Source organism: Ferroglobus sp. (genome assembly GCF_015521575.1).
GTDB lineage: Archaea > Halobacteriota > Archaeoglobi > Archaeoglobales > Archaeoglobaceae > Ferroglobus.
Genome location: NZ_WANY01000083.1, coordinates 1 through 13,565, shown reverse-complemented (window position 1 = coordinate 13,565; position 13,565 = coordinate 1). Strand labels below are relative to the sequence as shown.

Annotated in this window: 17 protein-coding genes; 12 read left to right on the top strand and 5 right to left on the bottom strand. The window is 44.9% G+C overall.

All coding sequences use genetic code 11. From position 1 onward, the window contains the following. Positions 1–75 precede the first annotated feature (75 nt). From F7C14_RS03670 to F7C14_RS03630, 9 genes are read left to right on the top strand one after another with little or no spacing between them, the layout of a single operon-like run. Entirely contained in the window at positions 76–2,058 is a 1,983-nt protein-coding gene (locus F7C14_RS03670; RefSeq protein WP_290900042.1) for a CoB--CoM heterodisulfide reductase iron-sulfur subunit A family protein, read from the top strand. A 4-nt stretch (positions 2,059–2,062) separates the two neighbouring features. After that, positions 2,063–2,575 carry a 4Fe-4S dicluster domain-containing protein gene (locus F7C14_RS03665; protein ID WP_290900040.1) on the top strand — a complete coding sequence of 171 codons (513 nt, stop codon included), beginning with the start codon at positions 2,063–2,065 and terminating at the stop codon, positions 2,573–2,575. Between the two features lie 4 nt (positions 2,576–2,579). After that, positions 2,580–3,458, top strand: coding sequence for a CoB--CoM heterodisulfide reductase iron-sulfur subunit B family protein (locus tag F7C14_RS03660; RefSeq protein ID WP_290900039.1), 879 nt, complete (start codon positions 2,580–2,582; stop codon positions 3,456–3,458). Further along, a complete protein-coding gene (locus F7C14_RS03655) occupies positions 3,455–3,868 on the top strand; it encodes a hydrogenase iron-sulfur subunit (RefSeq protein WP_290900037.1) in 414 nt (137 codons plus the stop codon). Before F7C14_RS03660 ends, F7C14_RS03655 begins: the two co-directional genes overlap by 4 nt. Further along, positions 3,855–4,754, top strand: coding sequence for a hypothetical protein (locus F7C14_RS03650; RefSeq protein WP_290900035.1), 900 nt, complete (start codon positions 3,855–3,857; stop codon positions 4,752–4,754). The genes F7C14_RS03655 and F7C14_RS03650 overlap by 14 nt, the downstream gene beginning before the upstream one ends. 4 nt (positions 4,755–4,758) lie before the next feature. Further along, positions 4,759–6,144: a Ni/Fe hydrogenase subunit alpha gene (locus F7C14_RS03645; protein WP_290900034.1), complete on the top strand. Its 1,386-nt coding sequence runs from the start codon at positions 4,759–4,761 to the stop codon at positions 6,142–6,144. After that, on the top strand, positions 6,141–6,623 hold the full coding sequence (locus tag F7C14_RS03640; RefSeq protein ID WP_290900032.1) for a hypothetical protein: 483 nt from the start codon (positions 6,141–6,143) through the stop codon (positions 6,621–6,623). Before F7C14_RS03645 ends, F7C14_RS03640 begins: the two co-directional genes overlap by 4 nt. A 49-nt stretch (positions 6,624–6,672) precedes the next feature. Then, positions 6,673–7,038: a cytochrome c maturation protein CcmE gene (locus F7C14_RS03635; protein WP_290900030.1), complete on the top strand. Its 366-nt coding sequence runs from the start codon at positions 6,673–6,675 to the stop codon at positions 7,036–7,038. Positions 7,039–7,042: 4 nt separating this feature from the next. Further along, the gene (locus F7C14_RS03630) at positions 7,043–8,857 is read left to right on the top strand and encodes a heme lyase CcmF/NrfE family subunit (protein WP_290900029.1); all 1,815 of its coding nucleotides are present in this window, start codon (positions 7,043–7,045) and stop codon (positions 8,855–8,857) included. A 2-nt stretch (positions 8,858–8,859) separates the two neighbouring features. On the opposite strand, the gene F7C14_RS03625 is transcribed toward F7C14_RS03630, so the two are convergent. The 4 genes from F7C14_RS03625 to F7C14_RS03610 are packed head-to-tail and all read right to left on the bottom strand — an operon-like array spanning position 8,860 to position 11,020. Next, a complete protein-coding gene (locus F7C14_RS03625; protein WP_290900027.1) occupies positions 8,860–9,648 on the bottom strand; it encodes a DNA-directed RNA polymerase subunit D in 789 nt (262 codons plus the stop codon). Continuing rightward, positions 9,648–10,049, bottom strand: a complete 402-nt coding sequence (locus F7C14_RS03620; protein WP_290900025.1) for a 30S ribosomal protein S11 — start codon at positions 10,047–10,049, stop codon at positions 9,648–9,650. Before F7C14_RS03620 ends, F7C14_RS03625 begins: the two co-directional genes overlap by 1 nt. A gap of 2 nt (positions 10,050–10,051) precedes the next feature. After that, complete coding sequence (locus F7C14_RS03615; protein WP_290900023.1) at positions 10,052–10,567, bottom strand: 30S ribosomal protein S4; 516 nt, start codon at positions 10,565–10,567, stop codon at positions 10,052–10,054. A gap of 9 nt (positions 10,568–10,576) precedes the next feature. Continuing rightward, positions 10,577–11,020 (bottom strand): 30S ribosomal protein S13, encoded by a 444-nt coding sequence (locus tag F7C14_RS03610; protein WP_290900022.1) that lies wholly within the window; start codon positions 11,018–11,020, stop codon positions 10,577–10,579. A 63-nt stretch (positions 11,021–11,083) separates the two neighbouring features. Between F7C14_RS03610 and F7C14_RS03605 the strand changes: the two genes are divergently transcribed. Next, complete coding sequence (locus F7C14_RS03605) at positions 11,084–11,587, top strand: DUF429 domain-containing protein (protein ID WP_290900020.1); 504 nt, start codon at positions 11,084–11,086, stop codon at positions 11,585–11,587. Here F7C14_RS03605 and F7C14_RS03600 read toward each other — a convergent pair. Beyond that, the gene (locus F7C14_RS03600; protein ID WP_290900018.1) at positions 11,579–11,812 is read right to left on the bottom strand and encodes a hypothetical protein; all 234 of its coding nucleotides are present in this window, start codon (positions 11,810–11,812) and stop codon (positions 11,579–11,581) included. The two genes, F7C14_RS03605 and F7C14_RS03600, sit on opposite strands and share 9 nt — an antisense overlap. Before the next feature lie 174 nt (positions 11,813–11,986). Here F7C14_RS03600 and F7C14_RS03595 point away from each other — a divergent pair, with 174 nt between their 5' ends. Next, positions 11,987–13,210, top strand: a complete 1,224-nt coding sequence (locus F7C14_RS03595; protein ID WP_290900016.1) for an MBL fold metallo-hydrolase — start codon at positions 11,987–11,989, stop codon at positions 13,208–13,210. Next, positions 13,207–13,565, top strand: a 359-nt coding sequence (locus tag F7C14_RS03590) for a metallophosphoesterase family protein (RefSeq protein WP_290900014.1), incomplete at its 3' end; no start/stop codon positions are given. The genes F7C14_RS03595 and F7C14_RS03590, both read left to right, overlap by 4 nt.

Below are 13,565 nucleotides of genomic sequence, written 5' to 3'. Positions count from 1 at the left end.
GTAGTTTTCAACAAGTATATCAACAAATTCAAAAAGTTCGGTAGATTTATAAGGTAAAATTTGCAAAAATGAACTGTGAAGATTGGGCTTTACATCTGCCATTGCGGGAGAAATATAGCCGATGTCGTTGACATAAAGAATTTAATCGGGTATTTTAAGGATAAAGTAAACGTTGTCCGAGATCATCTATTTATGTGCTCAGAACCGGCTTGGGAAATGATAAGAAGCGACGTTACGAACAAACTTGTCGACAGAGTAGTTATTGCTGCCTGTAGCCCTTACAACCACGAGAAGTTTTTCAGATCAGCCCTCGAAACTGCTGGACTGTCAAAGTACCTCTTGGAAATAGCCAACATTAGAGAACAGTGCAGCTGGGTTCACGGGAAAAACAAAAGAGAGGTTACCGAAAAGGCAAAAAGATTGATAGAAGCTGCAATTTCCAAAGTTAAAACACTTAAGCCTCTTGACGATTTAAGATTCGAAGTTGAGAGGAGCGTTCTCGTTATCGGCGGGGGAATAGCGGGAATGACAGCCTCTCTCGATTTAGCGAAAATGGGTTTCAAGGTATATCTCGTGGAGAAAGAACCATCTATAGGTGGAAAACTCATAAAATTCGATAAAATCTTTCCACTCAACGACTGCGCTTCTTGCGTTGTCTCGTCGTTAATGGCGGAAGTTGCGAACAACCCGATGATAGAGCTTATAACTTACGCCGAAGTTGAAGAGGTTGATGGATCCTTCGGGAACTTTAACGTTAAAGTGAGAAAGAAGCAAACCTACGTGGACTGGGAGAAGTGCATAGGTTGCGGGGCTTGCACAACGGTATGTCCACCAAAGGCTTGGAAACCGAACGAGTTCGATGAAGGTTTAAGTAAGAGGGCTGCCATGTACATAGTTTCTCCTCAAGCCGTGCCGAAAAAAGCCGTACACGATCCCGAGCTTTGCGTGAACTGTGGAAAGAAAAAACTCGGAACAAGAAGATTTCTGAGGGGTGGAAAGGAGTACTTAACCCCCTGCGAAAAAGCTTGTCCGACGAAAGCAATAGACAGATCGAAAAGCTGGAATCCGGAGGGAGAACTCCTGAATTTTAACGTTGGAGCGATAATCGTTGCCACAGGATACAAAGTCATGGAGAAGGAGACCTTTAAAGAGTACGCTCCTCACTCCCCGAACGTTATCACCGCTCTTCAATTCGAAAGAATTCTCTCACCTACCGGACCTACAGGCGGTAAAGTTTTGAGGTTGTCAGACGGTAAAAAGCCGAAAGCTATTTCGTTCATATCCTGCGTAGGTTCGAGGGACGTTAGGTATCACACGTACTGTTCTAAGGTTTGCTGTCTCTACATGCTCAAACAGGCGAGACTCGTGAAGGAAAGGGAGCCGGAGATAGATGTCTACATCCACGTTATAGATGTGAGGGCTCCAGGAAAAGATCTTGAGGAGTACTACATAGAAGCAAGGAGGATGGGAATAGGTGTTATCAGAGGAAAGGTCGGAGGGATAGAAGAGCTCCCTAATGGTAGACTCAGAATTCTCGGATTTGACGCTGATCTTGGAATGCCTGTGGAGGTGGAAGTTGACCTCGTCGTTCTCGCAACAGCAATAGAGCTTCCGGAAGATTCTAAAGAACTCGCAAGGAAAATAGGAATTGCTGTCGATCCTTCCGGATTTTTAAAGGAAGATCATCCGAAACTCCGACCCGTTGAAAGTACTCTGAGCGGCATATTTTTAGCCGGATGTTGCCAAGGCCCAAAAGACGTTTCCGAGACCGTAGCACAAGCTAAAGCTGCGGCAGCTTCCGTCGCTTCTTTACTCAGCAAGGAAGAGATCAAAGTCGAACCATTCATTGCAAAAGTGAACGAGAAGGCTTGCTCAGGTTGCGGAATATGTGAGAACGTCTGTCCTTTCAATGCGATTAAAGTTAGGGAAGTGGCGGTTGTTGACGAAAGAAGCTGCAAAGGTTGCGGAATTTGCGCTTCTTGTCCGGCTAAAGCCATAGACATCCAAGGATATTCGGCGGAATCGATTATCGCGGAGATAGATGCACTTGTGGGGTGATCTGATGAAGTACGTTGTGAAGGTCGAAAGGAAAAGAAACCTTGTGGAGGTGATTTCCAATCTCGGAGGAGAAGGTGTTTCGAAGTGCATTCAGTGTGGTTCGTGCATGAGCGTTTGCCCAGTTACGTTGGTCGGATTCGACTACCCAAACAAAAAGTTGTTCAAATTCGTTCAAATGGGAGAAGAAGATCCCCTCCTCTCAGACCCTTCCCCTTGGGCTTGCGTCGCTTGCGGAAGATGCATAGAGGTATGTTCTCAAGACGTCAATCCTTTTTCCGTTTATTTCGCTCTAAGGAGGTTGCAGGTGAGAGGTTTCAGAATACATCCTCTCGCAAAAGAGGCTGTCGGATCGATTTACGAGAGCGGGCATGCGATCTTCGTGGATAACAGTGAAGAGAGGGAAAAGTTCGGTCTTCCAGAAGTCTCCTCTGCCGCTAAATCCAAAAAAGACCTGAATGAAATTAGGGAAATCCTAAGATCTTCAGACATCTCAGACCTCGGAATTCTTCCAAGGTGATTCCATGAGATTTGGCTTCTTCCTTGGGTGTCAAATTCCCTTCCTAAAACCCGAGGTTGAGGCTTCGATAAGAAAGGTCATGAGCGTCCTCGGAGTTGAGCTTCTCGACCTCGAAGGATACTCCTGCTGCCCCACGTGGATGTCCGTTCCGAGTCTGGATTTAAACGCTTGGCTTGCGATTTCCGCAAGAAACTTGGCTATAGCGGAGAATCTTGGAGTGGATGTAGTAACTGGGTGTAGCAACTGTTTCAGTGTTCTAAACCATGCAATATACCTTCTGAAAGATGAAAGAAGGAGGTTCGACGTAAACAGAATTCTTTCAAAATTCGGTAAATTCTACAGGGGAACATCCAAAGTTTATCACGTACTTCACGTTTTCTCCGACTTTGTCGATATGAGAGAGTTGAAGAGGAAAATAAAGTACCCGTTAAAAGACTTGACCGTTGCAATTCACCCGGGCTGTCAGCTCTTGTGGCCTACGAGAGTAATGGACGTCAGAGAGGAGAATCCATTTTATCCTGAAAAACTAAAGAATCTCGTGGAAATTCTTGGAGCAAAAGCTCCCTACTACAGCAGACTCGACTACTGCTGTGGAGCTGGAACTTCTGTCGCGTACATAGATTACGAGAAGTCTTCATACTTCGTTCTGACGAAACTCGAATCGATGAAAGAAGAAATCGATCCGGATATTATCGTCACTCCATGCTCAACATGCCTAATACAGCTCGAAGAGATGCAAAAAAGGCTCAAAAAAGACGGGAAAATAAATTTCGAAATTCCGGTCGTTTACTATACCCAGCTTTTAGCAATCTGCATGGGGATTCCAGCTAACGAAGTCCTCAAGGAAGAAAGCATGAAGAAAATTCTTGAGGTGATCAGATGAAGATTATCGCTTTCGCATGCCAGTGGTGCGCATACAGGAGTGCCGACTTAGCCGGAACGTTGAAGTACGAGTACCCAAGCTCAATAACAATAATAAAGGTTCCCTGTTCCGGGAGGGTCGAAACAGAATTCATTCTTAAGGCTTTAGCCGAAGGGGCAGACGGGGTTTTCGTAGCTGGATGCCCGAAGAACGAGTGCCATTATAGAAAGGGTAACTTCGTGGCGGAACTGAAAACTTCCATCCTCTCAAACATTCTCCCGGAATTCGGTTTGGAGTCTTCGAGAATCGCTTTTCTTGAAGTTTCGAGCTCCGATGCGAAGAAGTTCGTTGAATTTGCAAGAAACTTCGATGAGAGAGTCAGAAGCTTGGGAAGGAATCCGATTAGGAGGTATTCCCATGAAAAAGATTAAATTAGCATTTTACTCAGCCTCAGGATGTTCCGGATGTATGCTTTCATTTTTCGATCTTGAGGAATTCTTCATCTCATCGGAAAGATTTTCAATCGTATGGGCGCCGATGTTTACGAATTCGAAGCTTGAAGATCTCGAAAAAATTGATAAGATAGATGTGACGTTTATCGAGGGAAGTATTAGGCTCAGCGAGCACGAAGAAATCGTGAAGATTTTGAGGGAAAAGAGCGAAAAAGTCGTAGCTCTTGGAACTTGCGCTGTTTTCGGAGGAGTTCCGGGCTTGTCCAACTTCTACTCAACTGAAGAGATTCTTTCAGAGGTATTTGGTCCTGATAAAGAAGTTCCAAAACCGAGACTTCTTCTTGACGGAAAGTACGAGCTTACACTTCCAGAGTTTAGGGACGAGATGAGAAGAGTGGAGGAGGTGATTGATGTCGATCACTTCGTCCCCGGATGCCCTCCAAGCGAAGATCAGCTACTGAAAATCATTGACTTCAATTTCGAAGAGAAGTGGATAGTCGAGAAATCTTCCGTGTGTAACGTTTGTCCAAGAAAGGTAGAAGAGATTAAAGTTTCCTCCGTGAAAAGGGCTTTTGAAAGAGATGACGGCAGATGCTTCCTTATCCAAGGTATTCTGTGTTTCGGCCCCTTAACTCCGGGAAATTGTGAAGCTACCTGTGTTAAAGTAAACGTCCCATGCAGAGGTTGTTACGGAGCTTTCCCAAACGTGAGAGACTTCGGTGCGAAAGTCGTCGATCTACTTTCGTCAATCGCTGAAAAAAACATTGCAGAAGAACTTTCGAGAAAATATCCGAACTTAGCCAGAGTTATCTACGCTTACACTCTCCCATCAGCGATCATAAACAAGAGGGTTAGAAAGAGGTGAGAGAGTGAAGAAGATCACGATCAATCCAGTAACGAGGATCGAGGGACACGCTAAGATTTCAGTTTTCGTCGATGATAGGAATAGAGTTGAAAACGTGTTTTTTCAGGCAACCGAATTTAGAGGTTACGAGAAGATCCTGCTCGGGCTTCCGATGGAGGAAGTACCGAGGATCGTTTCCACAATCTGCGGAATTTGTAGGGGTATTCACTTTGTAGCAGCTTTAAAAGCTGTTGATAGGGTCTTCAACGCCGAAGTTAGCGAGGCTGCGGAGAAAATTAGAGAGATGCTCATCTACTCCCACTTCATCGAAGATCACACCATAACTCTCTTCGCTCTCGGTTTGCCGGACTACATCTCACCAAAGGAGAGAGACGTGTTCGGAGTCGTTAAAAAGCTCGGAACAACGGCTAAAGATATAATAAGAAAGAGAAGCTACGCTCTGAAAATTATGGAGATACTCGGCGGAAAGAGCTTGCATCCGGTAGCAGCTATTCCCGGAGGGTGGTCTAAGAGGTTGTCGGAGGAAGAGAGAGAAAGGATAGAAAGGTACTCTAAAGAGCTTGTAGAGCTTGGGGAAATCTTAGTTAGCATCGTGGAAAAAGAGGCTGAAAAAATGGACAAACTTGAGTTAAATCTGAACTTCCTTGCAACGTCGAAAAAGGGAGAGTACAACCTTTACGACGGGGAAAGAGTAGTGATTGATCCCGACGGAAAGATCGTCGAAAAGTTCAGCGGAGAAGACTACGAAGAGTTCATAGGGGAAAAAAGTGTTGAGTGGAGTTACAGTAAACTCCCCTACCTGAAAAAGCTTGGATGGAAAGGTTTGCAAGAGGACAAAAGTTTCTACGTAACCGGCCCGCTTGCAAGACTCAACGTTTCGAAAATACCGACTTCACTGGCGAGAGAAAAAGCCGAAAGACTATTCGAATTCGGAAAACCGTGCAAGAACGTAATTTTCAACCACTGGGCGCGAGCTATAGAGGTTCTCCTCTGCGCTGAAAAGCTTGAAGAGCTCGCCGGAGACAAAACAGTAACGGGAAGTGTGAGGGGCGAGGTAAAAAAGATCGGTGGCGAGGGAGTAGGAGTTGTTGAGGCTCCACGAGGTTTGCTGATTCACCACTACAAAACCGACGGGAGGGGAGTGGTAAAATGGGTAAACCTCATAGTTGCCACAACCCAAAACACGCCAGCAATAAACATAGCACTGAAAAAAGCTGCAAGGAAGATTTCAAAAGGAAGGTTCAGCGAAAAAACTCTTGAAGCGTTTGAAAGAGTTGTTAGAGCTTTCGATCCGTGCATGTCCTGTGCAACCCATTCTGTTTCCGGAAAAATCCCAATAGAAGTAGAAATTTGGAGGGAAGGTAAATTAATCCGCAAGGTGAGAAATTGAAAAGGGTCGTTATAGGAATCGGCAATCCGAACGTTCCAAAAGATTCTGCCGGATGGATCGTCGCAGAGGAGGCTGCAAAAGTTTGCGGAGTTGACAAGGTGCTGCTTTCAACGACCTCCTTCGAAATACTGGATGTTCTTCTCGAATACGATTACGCGGTTATAGTTGATACCGTAGTTGGAGAAGATGATATCCTTGTTTTCGACCTTGAAGAGTTGGAAAACGCCGAGGTAACTCTTAAAACCACCCACTCCCTTGATTTGCTAACCACTTTAAAAATAGGATTAGAGTTGTTCGACGATATAGCTCAAGCAAAAATCGTTCTTATAGGAGTGAAAGATTTAAATGGAGAGATGGACGATGATTTCAAAAAGAGTCTAAGGGAAGCATCGAGAGTTGTAATTACACTCCTTTCAGCAAAAAATCTAAATCCTCGCCAATCGAACAGTCATTCGGCGATGATGAAAGGACCCCTCTGAAGAGTGATGATGGTCTTGAGTTCTGAGCCGGTAAAAGTGAGGTGGTAGCGTGAAGATAAACATGAAGCTTGTAATCGGACTCTCGCTGATAGTTTTTTCGATAGCCTTAGCTTTCGCTTTCAAAAGCAACATTTCTCCCTACCTAACGGTCTCCGAAGTTGTGAGGAAAGGTGAAGCCTACAACGTTCAGGTGAACGGAACGATCGTTCCAGACTCCACTCAGTACTTCCCGGAGAACAACACGAGAATATTCTTACTTACCGACGGAAAAGAGGTAATCAAAGTCATTTACACCGGAGCAGTGTCGAACTACCAAGAAGGGATTCCAGCAGTGGTAGTCGGAGACTACAAGGACGGGGTGTTTTATGCGAAAAAGCTTCTGCTGAAGTGTCCAAGCAAGTACCAAACGGAGTGATGCCATGGATCCGGGATACTTCTTCGCCTTACTTGGATTTTTAGCATCAGCCTACGCTTCCTACTCATTTTTTTCTGGTTCTTTTTCAAAGTCCAAGAGAAAAGCCCAAACAAGTTTGAAAAGAGGAGAGCAGCTAACGTATCTCTCCTTCATTTTCTTTTTAATCTCGTATTTAATTCTAACCTACTACTTCTTAATCCACGATTTCAGTTACTACTACGTTTACTCCTACTCCGACACCAAGCTCAGCATGGCCTATCTAATCAGCGCCGTCTGGGCTGGAAGGGAAGGGTCCCTCCTACTCTGGATTCTGTACCTCGCTCTACTGTCTGTTCTCGCTTTAAAGTTGGACAGGAAAGATAGGGTACTCGCTACTTCGCTCGGAATGATTCTCGCATTTACCTCAGCTTTAGCTCTTTTAATTTTAACAGCTTCAAACCCCTTCGTAAAGATGGACTTCACTCCTCCAGAAGGCTACGGATTAAATCCGCTTTTAAGAACTCCAGAAATGGCGTTACATCCGCCAACGATATTTTTGGGATACGCCGCTGGAATTTTTCCCTTCGCTTATGCCGCCTCATCACTCCTGCATGGCGAGGAGTGGAGAACCAGAGTGAGATTCTGGACTCTCTTAGCTTGGATTTTCCTTTCGGTAGGGATTCTCCTCGGCGGCTGGTGGGCTTACAAAACCCTCGGCTGGGGAGGGTACTGGGCTTGGGATCCGGTGGAGAACGCTTCCCTTCTGCCTTGGATAACAGCCACAGCTTTACTCCACGGGATAATGAGAAAGAAGTTTGAAGCGATAAACTATTACTTAGCCCTTGCCACAGCTGTGCTGGTTATATTAGCCACCTTCATAACGAGGAGCGGGATAATAGAGAGCGTTCACGCCTTTGGAGAGAATCCGGAAGGTCCAGTATATCTTTTCTACCTCGCAGCGTTGATAGTTGTCGGAGTGGCTGTAGAGAGGAAAGTTAAGTTAAAAATGGAAATTAACTTAGAGCCAAGAGAGCTAACGATTTTCCTCAAAATACTGATATTCCTTCTTTCACTCGTTACAATACTTCTTGGCACGTTGGCACCCACCCTATTTAACGTGGCGGTCGGGAGAGAGTACTACAACAAAATCGAGATTCCCCTTGGAGTCCTGCTTGTGATCGTTCTCGGAATATGCATAAGCCTCGACTGGATTTACAGAAAGGAGGTTTTTCTCAAAAGAATCAAGATCTCCTCAGCCATCGGGTTATTATCGTTTGCTGCAGCTTATGCGGCAACAAAACTGATCATAGCAAGCATTGGAGTGGGAATTTTCGTTTTCTCGCTTATCCCACATCTCCTGACCTTAAAACAGGGAATTAACGTAAAGAAGGTTGGCGGATACGTAACTCACATCGGTTTACTCCTCCTCTTCATCGGAGTCATGGGTTCATGGATTTACGAGGAACATTACCGGCTGAGACTCAACGTTAATGAGGAGACGAATATCAAGGATTGCAGTCTTCACCTCAAAAGCGTGAGGTTTTACGAGGACGAGGAAAAAAGCGTTGTCGAAGCAATTGTGGAGGTTTTCGAAGGTGGAAAGCATGCAGCAACACTCCAACCAAAACAGCTGTTTTACAAGCTTATGAGACAAGACAGAGTTGTTTCGGGGGTTGACATAGAAAGCAAACTTACAAAAGACTATTACATGGCGATAAGCGGATTTGGAAAAGACTACGTTTTCGTGGAGTTCTACATCGTTCCGCTTGTGAGCTTCGTTTGGATTGGAGCAACACTAATGATAATCGGAGGAGCAATTTCAGCAAGCAAAAGATCGTAAAATTAGGAAAGTTCTTCAAGAATTTTGTTTGCCTCTTCAGCCTTTTCCTTCAGAATCTCCAGAGCCTTCCTCATTACAGTTCTCACCGGAAGCTGTCCGATGCTTTCTACTGTGAAAAGAAAGTCGTTCGTTTCCTCTATCACTATCGCATTCGCTTCGCAAACCCTTACGCAATCTCTGCACATCGAGCATTCGAGAATATCTTCCACAACAACCTTTCCGTTATCGTTTTTCAGCACGTTTCTCGGGCAAGCTTCGACGCATTTCATGCACAAATTGCAGTCTTCAGTAACGTCTATTCTCGGGACTACTTTATAGTAGCATACCGATACCGGCTGGAATTTCGCATGCTCTTTGCCAGTCCCGAGCCTTGCGACCGCTTCAAGCATCAGCTGTTGTCCCTCATAAAGTTCGACGATCGGAATGTTGTCGTAAACTGGCTTAACTTCCGGGTCGTCGGGAATCAAATCGCCAGAATATACCGTTTTCGGACCTTCGACGTTTAGTCTTAGGGAAACCTGACAGTTCGGGCACCCTTCCCCTTCGCAAACGCACTTATCCTGAAAGTTGTACCTCTCAAGATCCGTTTTCAGCGGAATTAAACCGATTCTGTGAGCAATTATCTCATCGTACAAAAGCGACGTGTTCAGGTAGAAGTCCACGTAATCCACAGCCAACGTTGGAACTAAGCTTTTCATAGCTCTTCTCCAAGCGTTGGCAAAAACGTAGTCGGAGTCTTTTAAAATAAATTTGATTTTAAGCTCCTCTTCCGATAGAATTTCCACCTTCATTACACTCTCCTACCTCTCTTACCACCCGGAGGTCTCGTTCCGTCGTGCGGAATTGGCGTAACGTCTTCTATCCTCCCTATCTTCAACCCTGCTCTTGCCAAAGCTCTTATTGCTGCTTGAGCTCCGGGGCCAGGAGTCGTGTGTTTGTTTCCACCAGGAGCTCTGACTTTTATGTGAACTCCAACGATTCCTTTCTCCTTTGCAATCTCAGCAGCTCTCAAAGCCGCTTGCATAGCCGTGTACGGATTACCCTCATCTCTGTCAGCTTTAACTATCATTCCTCCACTAACTCTTGCTATAGTTTCACTGCCAGTTATGTCGGTTATCGTGATTATCGTGTTGTTGTAGGAAGAGAAAATGTGAGCTATACCCCAAATCTCCTTTTTCTTCTTTTCAGCCACGATTACTCACCTCTCTTGGCGAAGGGAGAATTAGGATAGTAATCTATCAGGCTTTCCTCATCTTTTTCGACTATGTAACTTGGCGAAGTCACCCTTCTCCCAGCTATTGCTATGTGTCCGTGAACTATCAACTGCCTCGCCTGTTTTATCGTATTAGCTAAGCCCATTCTGTAAACTATCGTCTGCAACCTTCTCTCAAGGAAATCTTCTACAGTCAAGTTTAGAATGTCATCCAGAGTTGCGTTCTCCGGCAAAACACCCATTCTGTTGAGCTTCTTTATGATCTGCTGAGCTTTCGCTTTAGCTATCTCCCCCTCTCTCCCCGGGAGGTTTACCTTAGCGAGAAGCTCTCTCGCAGCTCTTCTGTACTTTCTCAGTATAGCCTGAAATCTCCAAAGCTCCCTCTTGTTTCTCAAACCGTACTTAATTATGAGAGGTCTTTCCTTCTCAAGTCTAACCCTATCCCAAGGTTTTTTCGGGGTTAAGTACTTTTTCCTGTGCCTTTTAGGATCGCCCATATCACCACCTCACTTCTTCCTCCTCTGCACTCCAACAGTCTGTCCGGTTCTTCCAGTTGATCTCGTCCTCTGTCCTCTAACCTTGTATCCCCTCGCATGTCTGATTCCTCTGTAGGCTCTTATCTTTATCAACCTCTCGATGTCAAGTTTCTTAGCCAAGTCAACGTCCTTGCCAAGGAGGTGAAGATCTTTGCCGGTGTAGAGGTCTTTTCTTCTGTTGAGCATCCACGAAGGAAGCTCTTCAATGTTCTCTTCTATGAACTTCTTCAGCTTCTCAATTTCCTCATCGCTGAGGTTTCCAAGCTTTTCTCTTGCGTTTAACCCTAAGTGGTTAGTGATGGCTCTCGCCATTCTCAAACCTATACCCTTGATTCCCGTTAATGCGTGAACTAACGGTTTATTTCCGTCCAAATCCGTATCAGCGATTCTGACTATGTGCTTGAACTCCGCCATGGGATCACCTTCTGAGTGGAGAGGTGGGAAAGATAGATATTTAAACGTTGCTCTCAAAGTCTTGTGATTTGCGGGATAGACGTCGGGATTAAAGAAAGTTTCGTTGCTATCGTAAAAGGAAGGAAAGTGTTGTACCTCGGGAAACTAAAAGATCTACCGATCTGCGAAGCTTACGGAATCGACGCTCCTCTAAGCTACAAAGAACCCTTTAGGGATTGCGAAAAAGAGCTCCTCAAAATGGGAATTCCGGTAATTCCACTAAACACTCCTTTCATGAAGGTTTTACACAAAAAAGCTGTGGAAATCGTGGAAAAAATCGAAAGCGGAAGGGTCTTTGAAGTTTACCCTTACGCAACGAGGAAACTCCTTGGATTTGCTTACAGCAAAAAGAAAAAGGAGGGTAGAAAAAAGATAGAAAAGAAATTGAGAGAGTTCTTCGATTTTGAAAAAGAGCTGAGCGAACATGAGATAGATTCGTTAACAGCCGCTTTAACCGTGAAGTTATTCTTCGAAGGGAAAGCCAAAGAAGTTGGTAGGGAGTGTAAAATTTTAATTCCCTCAGTTTAACTTTGCGCACTCAAGTTCTATAACCTCAGCCTTCGGCTTTCTCCTCTTAAAAGCGTAATCCTTAGCTGCGACGATTAGTTCACAAAAAGGCTGACAAAATCCGTAAAGGCGGGAACATTTTTCCATCAAAGAACACTCCAAAACCATAACCGACTTGCTTTCCGTGTCAACGTCAACAATTCCTTCCCTCCTACGAAGCTTAACTTTCAGTCTAAGAGGGTTCATACACTTACCTCCTATCTATATCATTATCATGGTTGTAATTATGTACTTAAGATATTCTACTTTCCCATCCTATATATCTTTTTCGAACACCGAGATTCAATAATAAATCATTGATAATAATTAAGAATAAAGGGAGGCGAAATTTATATATTTAGAGGGGCTAAACTCCAAAGGATGGTTGCGATAAAATTCCTCGGAGGATGCAGGGAAGTAGGGAGATCGGCAATAATGGTAGACTCGATCATCTTAGACTACGGTCTTAAGCCATCAGATCCTCCCGAGTTTCCCCTTGATGGTATAGCTCCAAAGAGTTTGATCCTCTCTCACGGTCATCTCGATCACGTTGGAGTAGCTCCAAACTTAATGGACTACGACCCCCTCGTTTACATGACTCCGCCAACCAGCGACTTAAGCTCGATTTTACTTAAGGACTCTCTCAACATAATGGAGAACCCGCCGTATACAAAAAGGCAGCTCAGACAGTTCGAGAGCAACACGAGATTCGTCAGGTACGATGAGCCCTTCCACATCGACGGCTGGGAAATAACTCTGTTCAACGCCGGACACATTCCGGGAAGCGCAAGCATATACATGGAGAGGGACGTAAGCATCCTCTACACCGGAGATATAAGACTTGAGGATACAAGACTCCTTGAAGGAGCAGACACGAGCTATCCGGAAATAGACGTTCTGATAGTTGAAAGCACATATTTCGGTGTTGAACACCCAGATAGAAAGGAGCTTGAGAAAGCCTTCGTTGAAAGCGTGAAAGAAACTCTCGACAATGGAGGTTTCGCAATAATTCCCGCCTTTGCTGTTGGAAGAACGCAGGAAGTTGCTATGATCCTCGTAAAACACGGAATTATTCCATACGTAGACGGAATGGGCAACGAAGTTGCGAAAATTCTGGAAAGATATCCTGAGTACATAAAGAGCGCCAAAGAGTTGAGGAAGACGATGAAGAAAGTTATTCCGGTGGAGAAAGGAAAGAGGGAGGAGATACTAAAAGAACCAGCTGCCATAGTAACGACAGCAGGCATGCTCAACGGCGGACCGGCTTTGTTCTACATCTCAAAGCTCTACAACGACAGCAGATCCAAGATAATCCTCACAGGATACCAAGTTGAAGGGACGAACGGAGATAAGGCTTTGAAGAGAGGAGAGATAGACTTGGGAATGAAAACCGTGAAGCTGAAGATGAAAGTCGAACAGTACGACTTCTCAGCTCACGCCGATGATAGTCAGTTAAAAGAGCTCGTTAAGAGAATAGCCAACAGAGGGGTTGAAGTAGCCTTCGCCGTCCACGGAGAAGATCCAGAAAGCTTCGCAAACTGGATGAGGGAAGAGCTTGGAATCGAAAGCTACGCTCCGAAGAACGGAGACGTATTTGTGCTATGATCCTTGTAGCTTCAGACATCCACTCCAACAACCTCGTCTTTGCTAAAATCCTCGAAAGAGAAGAGTTTGAAGCTATTTTTGTTTGCGGTGACATAACCGACTTTAGAGGAGAGGATGTTCTCTCCTTCGAAAGGGTTGTTAGGGAGTACGAAGTTCCTTGCTTCGCTGTCCACGGAAATTGTGACGATAACTTAGCTATAAAGCTCCTTGAAAGCTCCGAAGTAATAACTTTTCTCCACGGAAGAAGCATCGAGTTTAACGGTTTTCTAATCCACGGAGTTGGAGGATCGAACAGAACTCCCTTTTACACCCCATCGGAGTATTCAGAGGAGTACATAGAGAGCGTGCTGAAAAG

What these genes read in the sequence shown, in the direction of transcription:
- F7C14_RS03650 (WP_290900035.1), top strand. Translation starts at nt 3,855, where the DNA reads ATGAAAAAGATTAAATTAGCATTTTACTCAGCCTCAGGATGTTCCGGA.
- F7C14_RS03655 (WP_290900037.1), top strand. Translation starts at nt 3,455, where the DNA reads ATGAAGATTATCGCTTTCGCATGCCAGTGGTGCGCATACAGGAGTGCC.
- F7C14_RS03595 (WP_290900016.1), top strand. Translation starts at nt 11,987, where the DNA reads ATGGTTGCGATAAAATTCCTCGGAGGATGCAGGGAAGTAGGGAGATCG.
- F7C14_RS03625 (WP_290900027.1), bottom strand. Translation starts at nt 9,648, where the DNA reads ATGAAGGTGGAAATTCTATCGGAAGAGGAGCTTAAAATCAAATTTATT.
- F7C14_RS03610 (WP_290900022.1), bottom strand. Translation starts at nt 11,020, where the DNA reads ATGGCGGAGTTCAAGCACATAGTCAGAATCGCTGATACGGATTTGGAC.
- F7C14_RS03665 (WP_290900040.1), top strand. Translation starts at nt 2,063, where the DNA reads ATGAAGTACGTTGTGAAGGTCGAAAGGAAAAGAAACCTTGTGGAGGTG.
- F7C14_RS03630 (WP_290900029.1), top strand. Translation starts at nt 7,043, where the DNA reads ATGGATCCGGGATACTTCTTCGCCTTACTTGGATTTTTAGCATCAGCC.
- F7C14_RS03615 (WP_290900023.1), bottom strand. Translation starts at nt 10,567, where the DNA reads ATGGGCGATCCTAAAAGGCACAGGAAAAAGTACTTAACCCCGAAAAAA.
- F7C14_RS03600 (WP_290900018.1), bottom strand. Translation starts at nt 11,812, where the DNA reads ATGAACCCTCTTAGACTGAAAGTTAAGCTTCGTAGGAGGGAAGGAATT.
- F7C14_RS03660 (WP_290900039.1), top strand. Translation starts at nt 2,580, where the DNA reads ATGAGATTTGGCTTCTTCCTTGGGTGTCAAATTCCCTTCCTAAAACCC.